Origin of the sequence: uncultured Gilvimarinus sp., assembly GCF_963972205.1 — a bacterium.
GTDB lineage: Bacteria > Pseudomonadota > Gammaproteobacteria > Pseudomonadales > Cellvibrionaceae > Gilvimarinus > Gilvimarinus japonicus.
Window position 1 is genome coordinate 444,163 of the sequence record NZ_CAXAUC010000002.1, and the last position, 22,848, is coordinate 467,010.

General features: G+C 50.2%; 14 protein-coding genes. 9 read left to right on the plus strand and 5 right to left on the minus strand.

Going from position 1 to position 22,848, the window contains the following annotated elements; all coding sequences use genetic code 11:
* Window positions 1-340 precede the first annotated feature (340 nt).
* The 6 genes from AACY82_RS06510 to AACY82_RS06535 all read left to right on the plus strand — a co-directional run bounded on the left by AACY82_RS06510 (window position 341) and on the right by AACY82_RS06535 (window position 13,706).
* On the plus strand, window positions 341-2,944 hold the full coding sequence (locus tag AACY82_RS06510) for a family 20 glycosylhydrolase (RefSeq protein WP_339615973.1): 2,604 nt from the start codon (window positions 341-343) through the stop codon (window positions 2,942-2,944).
* Window positions 2,945-3,410: 466 nt separating this feature from the next.
* Window positions 3,411-6,065 carry a TonB-dependent receptor gene (locus AACY82_RS06515; RefSeq protein WP_339615974.1) on the plus strand — a complete coding sequence of 885 codons (2,655 nt, stop codon included), beginning with the start codon at window positions 3,411-3,413 and terminating at the stop codon, window positions 6,063-6,065.
* A gap of 73 nt (window positions 6,066-6,138) precedes the next feature.
* The gene (locus AACY82_RS06520) at window positions 6,139-7,662 is read left to right on the plus strand and encodes a tryptophan halogenase family protein (RefSeq protein WP_339615975.1); all 1,524 of its coding nucleotides are present in this window, start codon (window positions 6,139-6,141) and stop codon (window positions 7,660-7,662) included.
* Between the two features lie 59 nt (window positions 7,663-7,721).
* A complete protein-coding gene (locus tag AACY82_RS06525; RefSeq protein ID WP_339616071.1) occupies window positions 7,722-8,402 on the plus strand; it encodes a DUF6445 family protein in 681 nt (226 codons plus the stop codon).
* 505 nt (window positions 8,403-8,907) lie between these two features.
* The gene (locus AACY82_RS06530) at window positions 8,908-12,006 is read left to right on the plus strand and encodes a TonB-dependent receptor (protein WP_339615976.1); all 3,099 of its coding nucleotides are present in this window, start codon (window positions 8,908-8,910) and stop codon (window positions 12,004-12,006) included.
* Window positions 12,007-12,203: 197 nt separating this feature from the next.
* Window positions 12,204-13,706, plus strand: a complete 1,503-nt coding sequence (locus tag AACY82_RS06535) for a tryptophan halogenase family protein (protein ID WP_339615977.1) — start codon at window positions 12,204-12,206, stop codon at window positions 13,704-13,706.
* 12 nt (window positions 13,707-13,718) lie between these two features.
* Here the strand turns inward: AACY82_RS06535 and AACY82_RS06540 are convergent, their stop codons facing one another.
* The 3 genes from AACY82_RS06540 to rdgC all read right to left on the minus strand — a co-directional run bounded on the left by AACY82_RS06540 (window position 13,719) and on the right by rdgC (window position 16,899).
* Complete coding sequence (locus AACY82_RS06540) at window positions 13,719-15,269, minus strand: tryptophan halogenase family protein (RefSeq protein WP_339615978.1); 1,551 nt, start codon at window positions 15,267-15,269, stop codon at window positions 13,719-13,721.
* A gap of 65 nt (window positions 15,270-15,334) precedes the next feature.
* Window positions 15,335-15,895, minus strand: coding sequence for a glutathione S-transferase family protein (locus tag AACY82_RS06545; RefSeq protein WP_339615979.1), 561 nt, complete (start codon window positions 15,893-15,895; stop codon window positions 15,335-15,337).
* Between the two features lie 71 nt (window positions 15,896-15,966).
* Window positions 15,967-16,899 carry a recombination-associated protein RdgC gene (gene rdgC / locus AACY82_RS06550; RefSeq protein ID WP_339615980.1) on the minus strand — a complete coding sequence of 311 codons (933 nt, stop codon included), beginning with the start codon at window positions 16,897-16,899 and terminating at the stop codon, window positions 15,967-15,969.
* A 211-nt stretch (window positions 16,900-17,110) separates the two neighbouring features.
* On the opposite strand from rdgC, the gene AACY82_RS06555 reads away from it, so the two are divergent.
* The 3 genes from AACY82_RS06555 to AACY82_RS06565 all read left to right on the plus strand — a co-directional run bounded on the left by AACY82_RS06555 (window position 17,111) and on the right by AACY82_RS06565 (window position 20,554).
* Entirely contained in the window at window positions 17,111-17,935 is an 825-nt protein-coding gene (locus tag AACY82_RS06555; RefSeq protein ID WP_339615981.1) for a GTP-binding protein, read from the plus strand.
* Window positions 17,936-18,514: 579 nt separating this feature from the next.
* Window positions 18,515-19,423 (plus strand): BadF/BadG/BcrA/BcrD ATPase family protein, encoded by a 909-nt coding sequence (locus AACY82_RS06560; RefSeq protein WP_339615982.1) that lies wholly within the window; start codon window positions 18,515-18,517, stop codon window positions 19,421-19,423.
* Window positions 19,424-19,477: 54 nt separating this feature from the next.
* Complete coding sequence (locus AACY82_RS06565; RefSeq protein WP_339615983.1) at window positions 19,478-20,554, plus strand: heparan-alpha-glucosaminide N-acetyltransferase domain-containing protein; 1,077 nt, start codon at window positions 19,478-19,480, stop codon at window positions 20,552-20,554.
* 70 nt (window positions 20,555-20,624) lie between these two features.
* Here the strand turns inward: AACY82_RS06565 and AACY82_RS06570 are convergent, their stop codons facing one another.
* Window positions 20,625-21,656, minus strand: a complete 1,032-nt coding sequence (locus AACY82_RS06570) for a LacI family DNA-binding transcriptional regulator (RefSeq protein ID WP_339615984.1) — start codon at window positions 21,654-21,656, stop codon at window positions 20,625-20,627.
* Between the two features lie 182 nt (window positions 21,657-21,838).
* Window positions 21,839-22,804, minus strand: coding sequence for a 2Fe-2S iron-sulfur cluster-binding protein (locus AACY82_RS06575; RefSeq protein ID WP_339615985.1), 966 nt, complete (start codon window positions 22,802-22,804; stop codon window positions 21,839-21,841).
* Between the last annotated feature and the right edge of the window lie 44 nt (window positions 22,805-22,848).

The following is a 22,848-nucleotide window of genomic DNA, read 5'->3' on the forward strand; positions in this document are numbered from 1 at the left end:
TTAAGTTAACAACGTTGTCACGCCATATTGGCGCATTATTCCTTATTGGTCTGAGGCTGGCTATTCTGCTGTTTTTTTAGTTATGTCAGTGGAGGGGCATGTCAATTGAGCTCCACATCTCGCAGAGAACTATCGTTAATAGGCTCTCTTTCCCTTGTTAGCGGCATTTAACTGTAATTCTTTAGAGGGGGCGCTGTAAAGAAGCTTTAACTGTCAATATCTTTTGTGATGGTGCTGGACAGCGGCTGCCAATGGTGTAACCTGGACAACGTTGTCAGTTTGTGCGCACTGAGCGTTGCCACGGCTAAAAATACCGATAAATTCAGGTGAGGATATAACAATGAAATACTTACTGATGGGGCTTTTGTGCTTTTATGGGGCCGCCTCGGCGGCGGCTAGCTTTACTCAAGAGTCACTACAGAACTTTGCCGATGGCGCCGAGCTACGCTTTGGCGTCGTTAGCAATACCGGCGCTAACGGGCATCAAGTGCGTATGACTATTATTAATCAGTCGCAACAAGGCTTACCGGCTGGCGCCTCAGATTGGTCGATTTATTTTCATTCGGTCCGTCAAGTTACGGCGGTGGCGGGTGATGGTATGGCTATCGAGCATGTTCAGGGCGACTTACATCGTGCCTATCCTACCGAGCACTTTGCCGGTCTTAAAGCCGGCGAAACGCTGGTGGTCAACTATACGCCCTCGGCTCATATCGTAAGTTACAGCGATTTTATGCCCCGCGCGTTTGTTGTGGTTAAAGGCCTGGAGCCTGAGGTTTTTGGCAATACTGACACTGAGGTGTTTAGCGATTTTGTCGATCCGATAAGCCGCCCCGAGCAACAGTTGCGCAACGCCAATGATAAGTTTGCAATTGCCACCGCCGAGAGTCGGTATCGCGCCAATCAAGCGCGCTCTGAGCCTAAGATCAGCTCTGCTGATGCGCTAAAACGAATTATTCCTACCCCTGCAAAAGTTGATTACCAGCGTGGTGACACCCAGCTTGATGCGTCCTGGCGCATTGTTTACGCCGGCCGCTTAAAAGGCGAGGCGCAATACCTGAGTGCGCAGTTAGCGGATGTTGCGGGCCTGCAGCTCGAGACAAACCCAAGTCAACAGCTAAGCTCAGCCGAAACTGATACGCCAGTGATTGTGTTGGCGGTGGGTTTGCCCGATGAGCGTAAATTAACGCTGCCTGAAGGAGCGGAGGGTTACACACTAAGCATTGAGAAACATCGTATTGTCGTTAATGGTCGTGATAATGCGGGCGCCTTTTATGGTGTGCAAAGTTTGCTGGCGTTGCTGAACCCTAACGCGCAAGCGGCATTGACGTTACCTCGTGTGCGTATCGCTGATGCCCCGCGCGCTAATTGGCGAGGTATGCATTACGACATGGGCCGCAATTTCCACGGTTTAGCGGTAACCCTGCGTCTGATTGAGCAAATGGCACGTTACAAGCTCAACAAGCTGCACCTACACTTGACGGAAGATGAGGGCTGGCGTTTAGAAATCCCAGGGTTGCCTGAATTGACTGATATCGGTGCCAAGCGCTGCTTTGACTTGGCTGAGCGTGACTGTTTACTTACTCAGCTGGGGACGGGCCCGGATGCGGATGGCTCGGGCAATGGTTTTTTTACCCGAGCTGACTTTGTCGAGATTCTTAAATTTGCCGCGGCAAGGCATGTTCAGGTCATTCCTGAAATTGATATGCCCGGCCATGCCCGCGCGGCGATTACCTCTATGAACGCGCGTTACGCTAACCTAATGGAGCAGGGCAAAGAGGTAGAGGCGCGTCGTTATTTATTAGCCGACTCGCAGGATGCGTCAAAATATTTATCGATACAAAATTACACTGATAATGCGGTCAATGTTTGTCTCGAGTCTACCTATACTTTCGTCGATAAAATCATGTACGAGCTGCAGCAGATGTATCGCGATGCCGGCTTAAAGCTGTCTATCTTTCATATGGGTGGCGATGAGGTCGGTAAAGGCGCCTGGACCGAGTCTCCGGTGTGTGACGACCTGTTCGCCCGCCAGCTGGGGGTGTCTGGCCCCGCCGACTTAAAGCCTTATTTTGTGCGTCGCGTGTCTCAGTTGGCGAGTGCACGAGGTTTGTCTTTAGAGGGGTGGGAAGACGGCCTGATGTACGATGCCACCAATACCTTTAATCGCTCACAGCTGGATAATAAGCAGGTCATTGCCAATGCTTGGGACAATATTTGGGAGTGGGGTGTTGCCGATCGAGCCTATCGTTTAGCCAATAATGATTATCAAGTGGTGATGTCTCAGGCAACCCACCTGTATTTTGATCATCCCTACGAGGCGCATCCGGCGGAGCGGGGCTATTATTGGGCGGCCCGCGCTACTGATGTTGCTAAGGTGTTTGGTTTTATGCCGGATAACTTGTATGCCAACGCCGATTTCACTCGCAATGGCGATCCCATTACCGATGTCGAGGCCCTGGTCGGCCGCGAGCTGCCGGCGCTGGAAAAGCCCGAGAATATTTTGGGAATGCAGGGCCACGTTTGGAGCGAGACGATTCGCACCGCTGAACAGCTTGAGCCGATGATTTATCCGCGTGTTATGGCAATGGCCGAACGAGCTTGGCACAAGGCGAGTTGGGAGGGGCGCAATGCTGATTTCAGTGCGCGCGATCAAGCTTTTGCCGACTTTAGTCAAACCCTCGTACTAAAAGAGCTGCCGCGCATGGCGCGCGCGAATGTCGGGGTGCACTTGCCGGTGCCTGGCGCAGTTGTCGACGGTGGCCAGTTGCGCGCTAATGTTGCTTGGCCGGGACTTGCGATTGAGTATAAGACGTCAGAGGATGGCTCTTGGACTCCCTATGCTGATGGGGCCAAGCCTAGTGTTGGCGCGGGCGGCATTCAGTTGCGTAGCCGCGCGGGGGACTATACTAGCCGGGCGACCGCGGTGAGCTGTCCCGGTTGTTAATTAGCGCCTAGGGCCTGCGTCAGCTTGGTGGCTGGCGAGGCCCTTATGTTGTGGTTTAAGTGGTGGCTAAAAACAACGTTGTCAAACGATTTTTTTAAAAGCCTTTAAAAGTCATATTTTGGTGCTAGATTGGCGCCTTTTTAAGCCCTTAAAGCCATGATTTATATCATTAATGTAGGTTGTTGTTTGGGTGACTATAACATCCTTGGTTGATAATTGATGATAATATGTTCTTGACAACGTTGTCCTGCAGGCGGTAAAACTACACTTGTGATCTGACGAATACGTCTAACAAAAGTAAAGCAGCGTGTCCCGGGATCATTTTTTGATACTTCAGTACCGGTAAGTGGGTGGGGTGTTAATCCTATAAAACGTTTGACGTGACTCAGGCTAACTGTAACGCGTATAGCTGTTAAAAATAACGCGCACAGTTGCCAAATAAAACAACGATAGTGAGGAGACAGTTATGGAAACTAACCAAGGTAAATTTCGCAAAACACTGCTGGCGACCAGCATTTCATCATGCTTACTGGCATCTGCCTACGTAAGCGCCCAAGAAGAGCCGATGATCGAAGAGGTTGTTGTTACCGGTATTCGTGCATCTTTGAGTAATGCGGTTGATATCAAACGCAGCTCGACTGGTATTGTCGATGCGGTGTCGGCCGAGGATGTTGGTAAGTTCCCCGATAGTGACGTGGGTGAGTCGCTGGGTCGTATTCCAGGTGTGACTGTGGGTCGTGCGTTTGGTCAAGGTGCCTCAGTGTCTATTCGTGGTGCTGCCCCACAAATGACTCTAACCCAGCTGAACGGTCAAAACGTTGCTTCCACTGGCTGGTATGATCAACAGTCGGTCGACCGTAGCTTTAACTATTCTTTGCTGCCATCAGAGTTGGTGGGCGGTATAGATGTTTACAAGTCATCGCAGGCAGACCTAAATGAAGGCGGTATTGGCGGCACGGTGATTGTTAAAACCCGTAAACCTCTGGATATGGATGCAAATACCGTATTTGTTGGCGCGAAAGCCAGAACTGGCACTATTGGTGATGACGTGTCTCCCGAGTTTTCTGGTTTGTACAGCTGGAAAAATGACTCTGAAACTTTTGGTGTATTGGTTGCGGGTGCTTACGAAGATTCAGATTACGTTCGTCGTGGTACTGAGTCTGATTACCAGTGGTCGCAAGATGTTGAGCCTTCCACGTTTGTGCAAGAGCGCGAGCGCACTGCGTTGGATGCCAATATACAGTTTGCACCTACCGATGCTCTGAGCTTTAACCTGCACGCGTTGTCGCTGGATCTGACCGCTGACAATATCGGTACCAACATGTACTTCTTCCCGGTGGGTTCTAGCACTTACTCTTGTGAGCAAACCAACGCGGCCGGTGTTTGTGTTAAGCAAGTTGTAGATGAGGCAATTCGTGGCGACTTGGCGCCTGGTTGGGCCAGTGGTGCGCCAGACTCTGAGACCTTTGTGCAATCTTGGGGCCGTATTGCCGATATGACTTCTGAAACTTATGATTTCAGCGGTGAGTATGCTGGTGATAGCTTTACCGTTAGTGGTAGTGTGGGTAACACCAAGGCAGAAGGTGGTACAAGTTTAACCACTAACTTCCAGTACTACCCAAGCACAGGCAGCCCGATGTCCTTATGGGCTGGTACTATTGATGCGACGGGCAAGCAAATTAAAATCCACACTACTCACGATCCAAGCATGACGCTTGACGATCTGCAAGAGACCACAAATGCACAGGCGTGGGCTGTGGGTAAAACGCCAAACAGCGACGAAGAAACTTACGCGCAACTTGATGTAGAGTTTGAATTAGACTTGGGTGTTATCACCTCGTTTAAAACCGGCGTTCGTACCACCGATCACGATGTTGAGCGCTTTAACTATATTGGCGATATAACCCCGACCGAAGTGGCGACTGCGTCATTGTACGACGGCATCTACGAAGTTGGTATGAATGGCTTTACAGCTCCTGAGCCAGATCTGGGCGCCATGGCCGCTGCTACCCGAAAAGATTTGGATGGTTGGATTGAGCAGCGTTCTGGTTACTCTTTGTTGAATGAGAAGAATGACGCCATTTACGGTATGTTCACCTTTGAAGGTGACGGCTTTAAAGGTAACTTCGGTCTGCGTTATGTCAGTTCTGATGTTACCCGTAGTCAGTACGAGCTAGATGGTACCGAACTTGCTGGTGGCGACATTGGCGCGAATAACGGTTATAGCTACAGCTTGACGGATCACAAAGCAAGCTACCACGAAGTGCTGCCAAGCATTAACGCATCGTTTGACTTGACCGATGATTTAGTGCTGCGTATGACGGCTGCACAAACCATTAGCCGTCCCAATTATGATGACATGATTGTGAGCTATTCTGGTTATGCCGATGACCGAGACAACAACCAAGTAGTAAAACTAGGTTCTGAGGGGCTGTTGCCCATGAAGTCTAGCCAGGCTGATTTGAGCTTAGAATACTACTACGGAGATGGAAATTTAATCTCGGCGACTTATTTTGTTAAGTCGATCAACAACTTCGTGACTGACGTAATTAGCACAGGCAACCAAATCGGTGTTGTTGACCCTGCCGGTGGCGATAACTGGACCCTGAACGAGAAAGTAAATGCTGGTGGTGCAGAGATTGACGGTATCGAGCTGCAGATTAATCACGCGTTTGATAACGGCTTTGGTATTGCGGCCAACTACACCTTCGTAAATGCGGATGCGCCTGCCGAGGCCTATGCCGATCGTATTGGTGTGTTTACCGAGTCGTCTAGCGATAGTGCTAACCTTGTCGGTTACTGGGAGAATGATGTATTCTCGGCTCGTGCTGCCTACAACTGGCGTTCGGAGTATATGATTCGTGAAGGTGCGTTCTACTACGGTAACCGTATGCACGATGATTTCGGCTCGCTAGACCTAAGCTTGGGTTGGAACATAACTGACAGTATTGATCTTACCTTCGAAGCAACTAACCTGCTTGCTGAAGATGACATTCAATACGGCGCAGCGGATGCCTCTACTGCGGAGTACGGCATGAAAGCTCCGTTGCTTGAAGGTTACCCTGCGTGGTCCTATGAAGGTGAATCTCGCTATATGGTGGGTGTAAGCTTTAAGTACTAATCGCTGAGTTGTATAAAAAAGCCCAGCATTTGCTGGGCTTTTTTTTGGCTAAATATTAGTGCGAGGTTAACAAATGAAAACAAGACGAATAGCTATTATCGGTGGTGGTACGGCAGGCTGGATGGCGGCAAACCATCTAGGAGTCGAGTTAAGCCGCGACCCCGATGTTGAGATTACGTTAATCGAGTCAAAAGATGTGCCAATTATCGGCGTGGGGGAGGGGACGGTTCCTCGAATAAAGAGCACATTAAAAAAGTTTGGCATCTCTGAAGTTGAGCTAATTACTGCATGCGATATGACGTTTAAGCAGGGCGTAAAATTCGCTAACTGGATGGACGCAGCCACTCACGGTGAGAGTAATGCATACTATCACCCATTTTCCCCGCCTTATCCTCACGGATATGATCTTACCAATTACTGGTTAAATAACTCTGATTTTATTGAGTTTTCTGCTTTGTCAGAGTTTTATCGAGTCGCCGAAGATAATAAATCCCCTAAGAAAGTTAGTTCGCCACCCTATGAAGGTGTTGTCGATTATGCCTATCATTTTGATGCGGCTAAGTTTTCGGGTTTGTTGGCTAAAAATGCTCGCTCAAGATTCTCGGTAAAGCACATCTTTGAAACTGTAAAATACGTTAAGCAGTCAAATGATGGCAGTATCAAAAGCTTGGTTTACGAGTCCGGTCATGAGCAGCACTTTGATTTTTATATTGATTGTTCGGGTTTCTCCTCTCTGCTCTCAGGGCGAGCGCTGGATATTCCTTTTGTCGATAAATCTCACCAGATTATGACCGATACGGCCTTGGTGTATCGTCAGATGACATCACCTGATGATGAAATATTGCCTTATACGCTGTCAACTGCACATAAGGCGGGATGGGTGTGGGATATCCCGCTTACCAATCGGCGGGGTATGGGATTTGTCTACGCGTCTGATTATATGAGTGAGGATCAAGCCGTCGAAGGCTTTTCTCGTTATGTGGGACGAGATCTAGCAAACCAAGATTTGCGCAAAGTTGCTATGAATATTGGTTATAGAGAGATTTTCTGGGAAAAGAACTGTGTATCGTTAGGTTTAGCGCAAGGCTTTGTCGAACCGCTTGAAGCGACATCTATTTTGATGACAGACTTCTCTGCTAACCTAATAGCACGAAATTTTCCTTATAATCAGGAGAATATGCGGGCTATCGCTAATCATTGCAATAAGCTTGTTCAGTACACGTGGGAGCGAATTATTGATTTTGTGCAGCTACATTATTGCCTTTCAGATAGGCGAGATAGCGATTTTTGGCGAGTAGTTACGGAAAGTCCTGATCTGTCTGACCTTTTGCAAGAGCGGTTAGAGTTATGGAGGCTTCAGCCACCGCAAAAGACAGATTTTTTTAGTCGCTTTGATATTTTTGGTCCAGAAAACTACCTCTATATACTTTATGGTATGAATTACCCGACGCGGGCTAATGCCTTGAGTGATGCCGAAAAAGTAAGATTTGGAAAAATTGTAGAAGACGTTCAGAATAAATCTCAACAGATGAGCAGCTCTTTGCTGTCACATCGAAAATGGCTGTTTGAGCTCGAAAAAGCAATGAGTAAAAGCTGAGATTCCTCGGCTTAACGTAAATTTATTGAGAGGGTAGGGTGATAAATAAAAGTTTTACTGTGCAGCGAGAGTACTTGGGTGATGAGCGCAATAAAGTTATTGTATGTGATGACTTTTTGTCCGACCCGTTGCGGCTGATCGAGTACGCCACAAGAATCAGGTTTTCAGCGTCTCCTATGTTGCGTCAGCGTAAAGGCTATCCAGGCGTACGAGGACCTATGCCAATTGAGATTGTTGAGCCGATGGTGAACAACCTAAAGAGAATAATAAAAACTGAGTTTGATGTGCCGGATAACTTTCATTTGGATAGGCCACAGTCATCATTGTGCATGATGACTGTGCCAGAGGAGGAGCTCGGCCCTCACCAGACGATCCCTCACTTTGATACGTCAAAAAATCAGTTTTTTGCAGCTCTATTATTTCTGTGTGGCGAGGAGCATGGCGGCACTGGGTTTTATAAGCATAAAAGTACTGGCTATGAATCTATTTCGTCCGACCGCAGCGATTCTTATCTCGATAAGTGTTTCGAAGAGTTAAATGGTAAAGAGGTTAAAAAACGCTATTTTTCGGAATCAGATGATTACTATACTAAGATTGGTTTTTTCCCGGCGCAGCTGAATCGGCTGTTAATCTATAGAGGGTGCCTATTGCATTCGGCAAACATTAAGTCCCCGGTTAGTTTGACTGCAGATGCTGGCGCAGGTAGGTTAACTGCAAATATATTTTTGAGTTTTTCTTAAAGAGTCATAGCCTGAGAGAGGGCGTGTGACTCCTCTTCCAAAGTAATTAGACGCTATTAATCAAACTTAGCGTTGATGTCGTTTGTCGCAGTTTTCAATATTTTATATGTCTGGCTCAAAGTTTGTAAGCTCTTCCCCTTTCTCATATATAGTCATTTTAACCCTAATGCTCGCAATTATTTTTTTGTTTGTGAATATTTTTTCAAATTTCCGTTTGTGTTCCTCATTTAAACTTTAATTCTTGCCCCAAAACCTATCCGTAATGTGACCTTATGTGACGTTTATGGCTTTTTTGTAGATTACCCTTGACAACGTTGTCCTGGCGGGCGTAGAAATAGTCTCGCTATGGGTGCGATAAGTCGTCTTGATGCTGGGTTGCTCCAGAATAAAACTCAATTCGATTGGCTTCAGAGACTCGGTCTGCCCGACCAACTTTAAAGCCATCGAGCGACATAGCGATTTAATAACAATAAGTTACACCACATGTGAGGACATAATTGTGAACATGAAAAAAGATAAATTTAAACGTAAAGTGCTGGTGTCGAGTATCGCGTCTTGTTTAATGGCGTCTGCCTATGTCAGCGCGCAAGGTTCTGATCCAATGCTCGAAGAGGTAGTGGTTACCGGGGTTTACGCATCACAGCAAAGCGCGGTTAACACCAAGCGTGATGCTGCATCGGTGGTTGATGCAATTTCCGCCGAAGATATCGGCAAACTACCCGACGTTACCATCTCTGACTCGCTGCAGCGTATTCCTGGTATTCAGGTTGAACGTACTGCCGGTGAAGGCGGTCCTGTCCAGATTCGTGGCCTGAGCAACGTCGGAACGATGCTTAATGGCGAAACCTTCTTGAGTGCTACCACCATTGACACTGCTGGCGCTGATTTTGGTGACCTGCCTTCGCAGTTGTTTTCGGGTGCTGATGTTTATAAATCTCCACGCGCTGATCTGAGCTCTTTGGGTATTTCCGGTACTATCGACCTAAAAACCCGCCGTCCGTTCGATTTAGATGAGGGCTGGACTTTCTCTGCTGGCGCAGAGCTTGATCATGGCTCTATTAGCGATGAGTACGACCCTACTGTTAACGGCCTGATCGGCTACAACGCTGAAAATTGGGGTGTGTTGCTAAGCGCGGTTACTACCGAAAAAAATCTGGCGACCGACTTTAACGGCTACTTTGATACCTCAGAAAATGGTGGTATCGGCGCGACTAACAATAACCACACCTGGAGTACTCCAGCGGTAAACCCGAACATCTACCACGTGGTTCCACAGGGCTTTGCCGCTTTTCACAAAGAGGAAGAGCGTAACCGTGACGGTGCCAACGTTTCATTTCAGGCGCAACTAACGGATGGCGTGGAATTGGTCGCCGACTATTTCTACAGCAAGCAGGATCGTTTTAATCGTCGTGCTGGTTTCTCACACAACAACCGCTGGCAGACATTTACCGGTTACGCCTTTGAGACTGAAGACGGCCTTTTAGGCAATGAATTTACTTTTATCCCTGATGAGGGGACTCCAGACGAAGGTGCTCCGCAGTCTTGGAACACCATCAACTCGTTCTACGCCACCCCTTATCGCTTGCAATCTTTCTCGCAAGTAAACCGTAATGAAGAAGAGTCCCAGAACGCCAGCGTTGAGCTGAATTTTGATAACGGTGGCCCATTAACTGGTCAGGTGCGTGTTACTCGTGCGACCGCAACCGCAAGCATGCGTCACGGTTATGTTGAGGGTGATATGCTTTCTATTGACCAGGGTACTCTGGTTACTGGCCCAGGTGGTTTGGTGCCTGGTAAATACTGTGATGGTAGCAATGCCATCGAGGGGGCTTACGTTGGTGAAGATGGCGGTTGCTTTATTCAGTACGCTCCTGGTGGAATTGAAGATGATGACTTCCTGATTAAGTATGACGCTTCCGGTGAGCACCCCGTGTTTAGCGGGTTTGACCAAGTGGTTAGTGGTGGGCAAGGTCAAATGACCGTGGCCGAATACATGGCGAGCATTGACTCATATCACGTAGGCGCTATGTCGTCAGAAAACAACACTGACGACGAGGGCGAGATCAACACCTTTAGTACCAAGTGGAGTTATGAGTTTGACGATACACCATTTATTACGAGTGTAGATTTTGGCGTACGCCAGAGCGAACGCTCAGTTGACCACAATGTGTTTTCGTATTTCGGCACCTTTGATGACACAGGTTGTATGGCTCAATGGAAGGCGGTCGATCAGTTTGCTAACGACACGGATTGTGACATGACCAAACAGCAAGGCGAGTTTGTTCTGGATGAGCAAGGCAACCGTGTTCAAGACCCAATTCTTGATGACGATGAGAATATTATTGGTTACGAAGATCGCTTTGAACCTTATACCTTGTTGATGCCAACCCGTATTGATGCCCACAACGATGTTGTCTGGATCGATGATTTCGGTCCAGTAACGGGTATTCCGGGCGTGTGGTCGGTAGACCCTAAAGCTCTGGACGATACTCTGGCGTATCAAACTCAAGTGTTCGGTGAGCAAACTAAGTATATTCAGCCGGGCCAATCATACAAAGTTGGCTTGGACGAGTTTAGTTACTTTGGCCAAGTTAACTTTGAGGCTGGCAACCTGACGGGTAACTTAGGTATTAAAGTGGTTGAGACTGACCTAACTGTGGTGCAAAACGTTACCGGTGATGCCGTGCCTCACTCGGGCGTAAGCTATGACGAAGGCGATGTTGTAGTTGAACGTGGCTACACTGATGTGCTGCCGAGCTTGAACTTAGCGTACGATTTAACTGATGACCTAAAGCTGCGTGCCTCTTACGGTAAGACCATGCAGCCTCTGAGTTTGTTAACTTGGGGTGGTGCGAAGTCGGTAGGTCGAGTGTTTAATGAAGATTGCGGCTGTATGCGCGTTAATGGTGGTAGCTTAAACGGCAACCCATATCTGGATCCGACTCGCGCTGAGAACATGGATCTAGCGATCGAGTGGTATTTGGGTAGCGCTTCTATGTTGAGTGCAACTGTGTTTGATATTGAAATCGACAGCTTTATTCAAACCGGTACTACTTACCTACAGGAGCCAGATGCTGATGGTATTAACCGTGGTCCTTGGCCTTTCACAGGCCCCACTCAGGGCTCCGGTGGTAGTGTCCAAGGTGTCGAGCTGGCGGCCAAATTTGCCTTTAGCGATATTACCGATGGTTTCTTGTCTAATTTCGGTACAGATGTAAACTACACCCTGTCCGATAGTTCACAAGATTCAATTGGTGTAAATGGCAAAGAGCTGCCCTTCACTAACAACTCGGAAGATACTTATAACATTGTTGGTTGGTTCGAGAACGAGGTATTATCAGCTCGTTTGGCCTACAACTTCCGCTCGCCACGTTTGATCGCGCAAGGTTCTCCGGCTACGGGTAATCAAGCGCTGTATCAAGATGATTACGGTCAGCTTGATATGAATGTAACTTGGTATGTGACCGAGAACATTGATCTGTATGTTAACGGTTCTAATATCACTGAAGAATACCAGCAGACTTATGTTGAGTACTCTGAGCAAAAAGCTTTCCAGAATATCTACGAAGCTCGCTGGGCACTGGGTGCACGGGTAAACTTCTAAATGTTTTAGTAGCGCAAGAAAACCGCAGGCATTCATCTGAGTGCCTCGCACCTTTCAACCGCCGCAAGGGCCGTAAGGCTTTTTTGCGGCGGTTTTTTTATATATGCTGAGCTGATAGTTTATGTTTTAGACGTGTGCGGCGGGTAGCTCGCCAGATCATATTGAGAGCAATAACAAAAAAGGTGATGAGGTTGAACGTGCATAAGGTAAACAGCATTGTGATTGTTGGTGGCGGTACTGCCGGTTGGATGACCGCCGCTAGTCTAAGCAAGCATTTTCGCAAAACAGATATAAACATTACCTTAGTTGAATCCTCTGAGATCGGCACGGTTGGGGTAGGGGAGGCGACTATACCGACGTTACGCCGTTTTTATGCCGAGCTGGGTATGGACGACTTAGCGGTTATGAAGGCCACTCAGGCGACCTGTAAGCTCGGGATTCAGTTTGAAGGGTGGCGCAAGCCCGGTGAGTCCTTTATTCACCCGTTTGGGCTGTATGGGCAAAAAGCCAACGGTATTGAGTTTCACCACTACTGGATGCGGTTAAAAGAGTTGGGCGATACCAGTGCGTTGGCCGACTACTCTCTGGGTGTGAATCTTGCCAAGCAGAGCAAGTTTATCGAGCCGTCGCCTAACCCTCCCTCAGAGCTGTCGGTATACGACTGGGCACTGCACTTTGATGCGGCGTTGTTTGCCAAACTGATGCGGGAGTACGCCGAAGCGCACGGTGTAACTCGTATCGACGCTAAAATTGATGCTGTAAAGTGCGGCGCCGAAGGGATCGAGTCGCTAGTGTTGGGCGATGGACGCACGGTGAGCGGCGATTTATTTATCGATTGCTCGGGTTTTAAAGGGCTGCTGATTGAGCAAGCGTTGCACACCGGCTACCACGACTGGAGCGAATGGTTGGTGTGCGATAGCGCGGTGGCGGTGCAAAGTTCCCGCACGGGCAATGCGCCTTCTTATACCGTTAGCCGCGCCCACAAAGCCGGTTGGCAGTGGCGTATTCCGTTGCAACACAGAGCCGGCAATGGGCTTGTGTATTGCAGCCGTTATCTCTGTGACGATGAGGCTATTACCACGTTAAAAGACAATATTGACGATGAGCTTTTGCACGAGCCGCGCCATTTTAGTTTTACCGCGGGGCGGCGTAAGCTGGCCTGGAATAAAAACTGTATTGCGGTGGGTTTGTCGGCGGGTTTCTTAGAGCCGCTAGAGTCTACCAGTATCGCCCTAATTGAAACCGCGATCGAGAAGATCCGCCGGGCGTTTACCAAGCCGTGGTACACCGCGCAGGGCGTGGCTCAGTTTAATGACCTGACCGCGCAAGAGTACGAGCGGGTGCGAGATTTTATTATTTTGCACTACAAACTCAGTCAGCGCGATGACGGTGAGCTGTGGCGTTACTGTCGGGATATGCCTTTGCCCGATATGTTGCGCGAGAAGGTGGCGGCGTTTCGGGCGCGGGGCGATTTGATTCGCTACCCGATTGAAATATTTGGCGCCCCAAGCTGGATGGCAATTTATGATGGGTTTCATTACTTACCCGAGCAATATGATGAGCGAGTAAAGCAAATGAACCCCGAATACTTACAAAAAGCCTTGGGCGAGATGCGTCAATCGGTGGCGAGTGCGGTGGCCTCGGTACAAAGTCACGATGATTTTATCGCCGAGCAGTGCGCGGCAGATGCGCCGGCGTAATTGCTTTTTGGGTCAATCTTTTGCGGCGCAGTGGCGCGCGATAAACTCGGCGTGAGACATGGGCTGGCTTGCGGCATTGCGGATTGTGTCACGGATTTGCGCAAGTTGCTGTTTTAGCGCCCCCAGCTCAATGGCGTCGGCGCGGCGGTCGTAGTCGCCAGCGTGGTAATGAAACCCCATGTACATTGTCACCCAGCTGTCCGGCTCAAAAGCTTCTGGCTCGTGGCTGACTAATACGCCCCGGCTTTTGTAGAGTGCCATTTTGTGTTGCAGGGTATCGGGCACGGCCATGGTTTGGCAGTGTCGCCAAAACTCGGTGTCTGCGCGGCCCGTGGCTTTGTAGTGCAAGATTAAAAAGTCGCGAATGCGTTCAAACTCGTGATGGTGCTGGCGGTTTACTTCATCTTGGTCGCACTGCCGGTAACCCTTGTGCGGATAAAACGCCAGTAAACGACTGATGCCGGTTTGGATCAAGCTTATGCTGGTAGATTCCAGTGGCTCTAAAAAGCCTGAGGCAAGGCCCAGTGCGTAACAGTTTTTGTGCCAGATTTTTTTGCGCTTGCCGGTCACAAACTCAAAGCTCCGCGGCGCTTTAATCGGTGCGCCATCCAGGCCACTTAGCAGCGTTGCCTGGGCGGTGGTGTCATCACAGAACGCGCTTGAGTAGACATAACCGTTACCGGTGCGCTGTTGCAGTGGAATACGCCATTGCCAGCCAGCCTCGCGTGCGGTGGTTCGGGTGTAGGGGAGCGGCTCCGTGGTTTTCTCGCTTTGTACCGCAATCGCCCGATCACAGGGTAGCCACTGGCGCCAATCATCGTAACCGGTGTTGAGCGCTTGCTCAATCAGTAAGCCACGAAAGCCCGAGCAATCGATAAACAAATCACCTGAAATGCACTCGCCATTATCGAGCTGTAGTGATTGGATAAACCCGCTGCTATGGTCCTGCTTGATCTGTTCGATTTTTCCCTCGCGCCGGATAACACCGCGCTGTTCGGCGTAGTCCCGCAAAAACAATGCGTAGCGCCCGGCATCAAAATGATACGCGTAACCGTAATCGGCCAGTGGCGTGGGTGGGTTGGGGTGCGGCTGGGCAAAGCGCCCCTGTTTGGCCAGCTGCGCGGGAAAGGAATAATCGGCGGGGTTAATAGGCTCGCCGGCCAGTTGTAAACGAATCAAATAGTGATGAAAGTCGATGCCTTTTAGGGGCATACCGTAATCGGCAAAAGGATGAAAAAATGTGGCGCCGGGTTGATACCAATCTTTAAACTCAATGCCAAGCTTAAAGGTGGCGTGGGTTTTTTTTAGAAACTCCAGCTCGTCGATGCCCAGCGAATCGTTAAAGGCGCGAATGCTGGGAATGGTCGCCTCGCCGACGCCGACGGTGCCAATGGCTTCAGATTCTACCAAAGTGATGGCGGGCGACTGCGCAATGCTGCCCTGTTTGTGCAGCATTGCAAAGTGATGCGCCAGTGCGGCGGCGGCCATCCAGCCGGCGGTGCCACCACCGGCGATCACAATGTGATTAATCGAGCTTGTGTTGTGCGCGGAATCCGTGACCACAGTGTTACCTTTTGCGTTATTTGGGGCAGGATACCCGCTGGCTCAATACGCGTCTAGCCGCCCCGTTAAAGCGGCGGTGGTGCCGTAGCGGCAAAAGGTTGGTAGTCGTTTATCTGTTGTAAAAAATTCTCGAGGTTAGGGTAGGCCTCTAGCGATAGTCGCTGCCGATACAGCCCCCACGCTAAATAACACGCTAAGCGTATCGCCATATCACCGTAGGGCGCGCCCATGGGGAGCGGCATTTGGTTGAGCTCGGATAATGTGGAGTCTACTCGGGCTTGTTGGCGTTGTAGATAGCTGCTTTGTTCGGCGCCTATGCCATCGCGCTCTAAAAAGAACAAATTGACGCAGGCGTCTAACGAGGTGTTGACCAAGCAAAAGCCATCGTACTCGGAGATATCGGCAAAGTAAGTGTGGCCGGATTTTTCTCGGGTGTATTTTACAATCGCGGTGGAGTCGGTCAGGGCGATATCGCCATCTTGCAAAAATGGCACCTTTTGCGTCGGTGATTGCTGCGCACTGGCTTTGTTGTCGGTTTCAATCAGTTCGAACTCGAGTCCCGACTCTAATAGCGCAATGCGGCAGTGGCGAACAAAAGGCGAGGTGTAGCTACCGTAAAGTTTCAAGGTGCCTCCTAACAATACACAGTGGTGTTGTAAGTGTGGGTGGCCGAGCGTGGTGGGCCACCCGGGTAATATTAGAGGTCAGTTGCCTCGCTTACCAGTGTGTCGGTGCTTTCACCGCCAAAGGCGTTGATGGCGGCGCGTATAAAAGCGGACAACTCCAGCGTCATAATGGCAAATTCGGCATCAAACTGCTCGGCGAGAGTCTCTGGCGCGCGGTCGCCAGCGCGCTCCAGTAGCTCATCGGCAAACTTAACCCGCTTAAAGGTAAATTGATCGTCAATGATGCAGCTAATGGCTTCTTTCCACTGAATGGCCAGCTTGTTGACGTACATACCGGTTTCGATGTGCTGACGCACTTGGTCGTCGTGTAGGTCGAGCTTTTTACAGCGAATAACCCGCTCGTCACTGCTGGCATTTAGCTCGCATTCGTCACCTAGTTCAAAGTCTGTGGCCAACTCGTGCTCGCGCACCCAGTGGGTCATCACCTGAATGGCCGGGTCTTTCGGTGTCAGTGGCACAACTCGCAAGCTGCCCAGGGCCTCGCGCAATGCGCTGAGCATATCCTCGGCGCGAGTGGCACTGGATGCATTGACCACAATTTGATCGTTACGGGTGTCGATATAGGCGAAGTCGACGCTCGACTTAGTAAAAGCTTGAGGCAGCAGGGTGAAAATGATTTCATCCTTCATGCCGTCGCGCTCTTTGCGCCCTACGGGGCGGCCCTCTTCGGCGCGAATGGCGCGGACCTTCTCATCGAGTTGCTCTTTAATGACACCCGCCGGTAGGATTTTTTCCTGCTTTTTGGCGGCGATGGCGATATAGCCATTGGCGCTGTGGGTCAAGGTTTGACCGTCTGGCCCCAGTGGCGATACCCAGCCATAGCGAGACATATCCATTTTGCCACAGGGGTTGAAGCTATTGCTCTCAAGTGCTTCGTCCAGGGCCTCGGCGGTCATGGTGAAGGGCTCGGCCAGACGGAAGACGCGTAAATTTTTAAACCACATAATCAGCTCTTTGTTCGCTATTTTGTCGGTGCGCGAGTGTAGCAGAACTCGGCGCGGTTGAACGACACAGATTAATTGCCACAACCCCGAAAACCCCGTGGCGAGGTACGTTGCGGCGGGTTGCTTGAGTTTAGCGCTTTTCATTGTGCGGCAACTCTGGAACACTTAGCGCTTGTAGTCTGAGTGAACATAAGTTCGAAGGAGAAGGATGATGAAGCAATGGGTCGGATTGTGTGTGTTGGCCTGTGTGTCGAATGCGTTTGCGCGTGATGCACTGAAAGAGCCCAGCTGGGAGACGCTGGCGCTGCGGACCCCAGAGTCGGTGCTGGTGCATCAGATAGATGGCCGTAAGGTGTTGCTGGTTTCCGAGATCGAAGGTGGGCACAGCGACGCAGATGCCAAAGGGGGTGTTGCGCTATTGGCTGCGGACGGCAAAATCATTAATCAGGATTTTGTCAGGGGGTTGAATGCGCCCAAGGGCATGGCGGTGTTCGCGGGAACACTGTACGTTGCTGATATGACAGAGTTGGTGGCGATTGATTTGGCCGATCGCTCTGTGGTTCAGCGCTACCCGGTCGAGGGGGCATCGTTTCTCAATGATGTTGCTATCGATGGCGATGGGGTGGTGTATGTATCGGATACTCATACGGGTAAGGTGCACCGGTTAATAAACGGGAAGCTTGATACCTACCGTGAAGGTTTGGCCGGCGCCAATGGGCTTTATACCCTCGCCGATGCCTTATATATTGGTGCGGGTAAGCGGTTGTATCGCACGACTTCGGCCGGCGATATGACGCTCGTAGCAGAGGGGTTTGCGGAAGATGTCGACGGCGTTGAAGCGCTTAATAGTGGTGGGTTTATTGTGTCCTGCTGGGCGGGATTGATTTACCATCTTCAGGAAGACGGCACTTTGCAGTTATTACTCGATAGCCGCAAAGAGCAAATAAATACCGCTGATATTGGTTATGACCCTGCTACAGATACGCTGTTTGTGCCCACCTTTCTTAAGCATAGTGTGCGGGCATACTCGTTGTAACCGGAAGCCCTCGCGCCGAACGAGCCCGCGCGCGAGGGCTGACAACTCTGCTGCCCAGCGCCGTATTAACCGCTTGCTCGCTTCTGGCGCCGGTTTAGTAACTCGCTGAAAATTGGCGCTTTTTTCCCTTTGTATATCCTTTCGAGCTTTTTGTTGCAAAGTGCTTGACAACGTTGTCTGGCGCGAATAAGGTATGAGTTATTGACAACGTTGTCCTTCGGCTTTTTGTGAGGATAGTGGTAGGCACTTAAAGGCACTTCTTAGCTAGGCTGCTGTAGGTGCCAAAGGTAGGCAAAAAAGAATTTGGTTGGGTTTGGTCATTATGGGCATTTTGGCTAGATCCGCTAAATCATGGTGCGACGGAGTGCATCATGCGATACGCAAGGACTGTAAGTATCATCTATCATGGCTCTCCTTGTGATTGATGGCCTGTAGGCCATCAATCACCTTTTTAAGCGATCATACGTTTTAGTGCGCCGAGAGCCCAGCGAATAATTCGAATTTATCAGTCAGGTGGCGTTATCATTGGTTACCTGTAAGCCGGGCGAGACCGGTATAGTGAAAATAACGAGGTATCACATGGGGCAGCTGCCTGTTGATGGCGACACTCTGTATTTAGGAATCGATGGCGGTGGCACTAAATGCCGCGCGGTGATTGTCGATGAATCAGGGCAAACGTTAGGCGTGGGCAACGGCGGTCCGGCTAACCCGTATCACGGGGTTGCACGGGCGCTGGAGTCTATTGATAACGCTGCCGACAGTGCATTGCGCGCTGCCGGTTTACCTCGCGAGGCAAAAGCTCAGCTGGTTGCCGGTTTGGGCTTGGCCGGTGTTAATGTTCCAAGCCTGTTTCAAGTTGTTCAGCAGTGGGATCATCCTTTTAAAGCGCAGTTTTTAACGACTGATTTACATATTGCCTGTATTGCGGCGCACGAGCAGGATAATGGTGCCGTTATTGTCTCTGGCACCGGTTCATGTGGTTTTGCCCATGTGGATGGCAAAACACTCACATTGGGTGCTCACGGCTTTCCCTGTGGCGATGGCGGTAGTGGCGCATGGATCGGCTTAGAATGTGTTAAAGCCGTGTTGCTCGATTCTGACCAGTTAGGCCCCAAAACGGCATTAACCGATCTTGTCGCCGAGCAGCTGCAGGCGCGCGGCATCATGATCGTCGAGCGTTTAAATGGCGCCAAGTCGAGTGATTACGCCAAGCTGGCCCCTTTGGTTTTTAATGCGGCCGAGCAAGGCGATGAGATTGCTTTGCGCATTATTCACGAGGGCGCCGATTATTTAACCGCGATTGCGCGTCGTTTGTGGTCGATTAATCCGCCGCGGATGTCGATGCTTGGCGGCGTTTCGCAGCGAATCGTCGATTGGATGGATAAAGATATTGCCGAGCGCATGTCGGCGCCTTTGCGTCAGCCAGAATTTGGCGCTGTGCATTATGCGCGCACCCAGTTTGCAGCGTTGGCAGAGCCGGTGGCATAGCGGCAGCGTTTACTGCCGACGTGAGACTCGATAATAAGATTTTTTGAGGGCATTATGGCCAAGCAACGATTTATCTCTCTGGATGTCATGCGAGGCCTAACCTTGGCCTTGATGATTTTAGTGAATACTCCGGGTTCTTGGTCTTATGTGTATGCGCCTTTTTTGCATGCTGATTGGCACGGCGCGACACCCACGGATTTTATCTTTCCCTTCTTTTTGTTTATCGTCGGCTCGGCGATGTACTTTTCTAATCGTGCTAGCCAAACCGTGGCATACAGTGCGCGCACCATAAAAATCCTACGCCGCACCGCCTTGTTGTTTGGGATTGGCTTATTGCTTAACGCTTACCCTTTTACCGGTGATCTAGATCACTTAAGAATTTTAGGTGTGTTGCAGCGTATTGCGCTGGCTTATGGTTTGGCTGCCTTTATTATTTGGCTGCCTGGGTTATACCGTGTGCTCGTTTCTGCCGTGCTGTTGCTGGGTTATTGGGGTTTACTCAACCTGGTGCCAGAGCCTTATACGGTAGCGGGTAACTTAGTCCGGCAAATTGACTTGGCCGTATTGGGTGCCGATCACTTATGGCAAGGCAAAGGCATAGCGTTTGATCCCGAAGGTTTGTTGAGCACTTTACCGGCGGTAGTGAATGTTATTTTTGGCTTTGAGGCCGCGCGTATTTTGGTCGGTAGCGATGACAAGCGCCGTGCGCAAATAGTGTTGGCAGTGACTGCGGTGCTGGCTATTGTCGCTGGGCTGCTGTGGCATCAAGTGTTTCCTGTCAATAAGTCCCTGTGGACTAGCCCGTTTGTGTTGCTGACCTCTGGCGCAGGTATCGCGGTGCTACTGATGTTGGTGCAACTAGAAAAGCTAACCATCGTTAAACCTGTGTTTAATGGTTTTACGATGCTGGGTAAGAATCCGCTGTTTATTTATATTTTGAGTATTGTGTGGGTTAAGAGTTACGCTCTGTTTACGATTGCCGGTATGTCTTCGTATCAGTATTTCTTTGAGTCTTTGGCGCAAGTTATGTCTAACTATAATGCGTCCTTGGTGTTTGCGCTTATTCATGTGGCGGTGTTGTGGTGTGTTGCCTGGTGGCTTGATCGAAAAAATATTGTTATCGCGCTGTAGATCGAGCTTGATAATGACCCATAAAAAAACCGGCTTTTGCCGGTTTTTTTATGGGTTGGTATTAAACCGCTTACTTGCCGGGCGCAGGGCAGGTTGAATCCCGGACGATCAGCTTAGGGTAGTAGCCTTCACTGGCGATTGATTTGCCTGCGCTGGCTTGTTGTTTTATCGATTTTATCAGCAGTGACGCCGCTTTTTGTGCGATGGTGCTCGTGGGCTGTGCGGCCGTGGTCAGGTTGGGCCAAGCTTGCCGAGAGAAAGGGCTGTCCTCGAAGCCGGCAATAGATAGTTCGCCGGGTACATCGACCCCTGCGATTCGTGCGGCAAATAATGTGCCTGAGGCGATTTCATCATTACAGGCAAAGATGGCGGTTGGCTTGCCGCGGCCGTTGGCGAGCAGCTTGCGGGTGCGCTCGACGCCCGACTCAAACGAGTAACTGCCGGGAACGATAAACTTATCTTTTGGTTTGATCTTGTGATCTTGCATGGCCGCTTTAAAGCCGGCCAGCCGCTGGCCACTGGATTGGTGCTCTTCGTCCCCGCCGAGAAAGGCAATGTCTTTATGGCCTAAATTAATTAAATGTTCGGTAATGGCGTACGCGGCGTTGTGATCGTCAATAAAGACGCAAGGTGAAATATTATCGGGCGCCTCTGAGCCGGATAGGATTCGTACGAACTTGACTTTGCGCTCGGTGATGGCGTCGAGAATCTCGGCGTTTTCGGATATAGGCGGTGTCAGCACCAGGCCACCCACTCGGCTGCGGTCGATCATTTCTAAAATTTCTTGAATAATCGTGCGGCTGGAGGCATCGCAGGGGTGAATCACAAGCTCGTAACCCTGTTTGCCGCATTCGTCGAGAATGCCGCGTTGCATATCGATAACGTAGTTGCTGTTGGGATTGTCGTAGATAAAACCGATGGAAGACGCCGCCCCTCGCAAGCCGCGGGCCGATAAGTTAGGACGATAGTTAAGCTGTTTAACCGCTTTCCAGACTTTCTCCTGAAGCTCTTTGCCCACGGTTCCTTCGTTATTAATAACTCTGGATACGGTTTTAAACGAGACTCCAGCCAATTTTGCGACATCTTTAATGGTGGGTTTCATGTCGTGATCTATGCGCCGTTTGCGATGACTGTTACCGGCACGACACCGATAACGCGATGAACGTTGGATGCAAAAGCCGGTGTTATTGTTTCTCTAAATATAAGCCCAAATTGTACCTAAATTACGGGCTAGACGCGACTAATTTGCGCGATGCGCGTGTTAGGCGCCTAAGTCGCAGAGCCTCAGCTGGCGGCCAAAAAGGCATCTGTATGGACATCGCGTGGCTTAACACCCGCAAAGAAGCACTGTTTGCGTAACTTGCGCACAAATGAGTCCGCACCACACAAGTAAACCTGGTAGCCGTTAAGGTTCGCAAAGCGCGCTTTTATAACGTTATAGATATCGCCTTGCTGGCAGTGTTTGGTGTATTTCTCGCCCAGAGTTTGCACCAGCTCGGTAAGTTGAAAGTTTGAGTGTTGTTGCGCGAGGCGCATTAGTGGTTGGCTAAAGTACAAGTCATCGCTGTGTCGGGCTCCGACGATAAGGTCGATGGGGCCCTTGTGTCCCGCCTCTAGCGCAGCTCTGGCAATGGCCTGCAGTGGCGCAATACCTGTGCCCGTACCTGCCAGCAAGATTGGCTGGGTGTTTTGCTCGGCCTGGTAGTAACAGGTTCCGGTGGGCGCTTGGAGGGTGACGGTATCGCCCGGTTGTAATGTTTGGGCGGCCCACTGACTAAACTGGCCATTGGGTTGCAGCGCAATATGAAAGCTAAGATGGGGGTCACTCGGTATGCTGGCAATGGAGTAGCAGCGAGCAATCGCGTCCGAGCGCCACAGGTTGGTGTGTTGACCGGCTTGATAACGTAGCGAGGCGGCAAGCGTTAGCTCTAACACACTATCGTTTAGTTGTCGTTTCGCGACTACTGGCGCTTTAATGCCGTCAGCGGCGGGGTCATAGTGATCGACGCTAAGCGTTTCGGCGGGATAGCAGCTACAGCTTAAAAAGAGCCCGCGAGATTTTTGTGCATCGCTGAGTCCCTCTTGCGACTCGCTGGGCACTGCACCGTCTTTGGCAACCATAAGGCAGGAGTGACACACGCCCGCGCGACAACTGTAGGGCACCCGTACCCCAGCTTTTAATAAGGTGTCTAGTACACTCTCTGGAGCGGTAACATCGAAGCTCTGATTGTTGTATATAATAATTGACATAGCGTGCAGGCCGGCCTAGTGAATCATAGGCTCTAGCCTAACGT

What these genes read in the sequence shown, in the direction of transcription:
- AACY82_RS06530 (WP_339615976.1), top strand. Translation starts at nt 8,908, where the DNA reads ATGAAAAAAGATAAATTTAAACGTAAAGTGCTGGTGTCGAGTATCGCG.
- AACY82_RS06565 (WP_339615983.1), top strand. Translation starts at nt 19,478, where the DNA reads ATGGCCAAGCAACGATTTATCTCTCTGGATGTCATGCGAGGCCTAACC.
- AACY82_RS06515 (WP_339615974.1), top strand. Translation starts at nt 3,411, where the DNA reads ATGGAAACTAACCAAGGTAAATTTCGCAAAACACTGCTGGCGACCAGC.
- AACY82_RS06555 (WP_339615981.1), top strand. Translation starts at nt 17,111, where the DNA reads ATGAAGCAATGGGTCGGATTGTGTGTGTTGGCCTGTGTGTCGAATGCG.
- AACY82_RS06575 (WP_339615985.1), bottom strand. Translation starts at nt 22,804, where the DNA reads ATGTCAATTATTATATACAACAATCAGAGCTTCGATGTTACCGCTCCA.
- rdgC (WP_339615980.1), bottom strand. Translation starts at nt 16,899, where the DNA reads ATGTGGTTTAAAAATTTACGCGTCTTCCGTCTGGCCGAGCCCTTCACC.
- AACY82_RS06560 (WP_339615982.1), top strand. Translation starts at nt 18,515, where the DNA reads ATGGGGCAGCTGCCTGTTGATGGCGACACTCTGTATTTAGGAATCGAT.
- AACY82_RS06510 (WP_339615973.1), top strand. Translation starts at nt 341, where the DNA reads ATGAAATACTTACTGATGGGGCTTTTGTGCTTTTATGGGGCCGCCTCG.
- AACY82_RS06520 (WP_339615975.1), top strand. Translation starts at nt 6,139, where the DNA reads ATGAAAACAAGACGAATAGCTATTATCGGTGGTGGTACGGCAGGCTGG.
- AACY82_RS06570 (WP_339615984.1), bottom strand. Translation starts at nt 21,656, where the DNA reads ATGAAACCCACCATTAAAGATGTCGCAAAATTGGCTGGAGTCTCGTTT.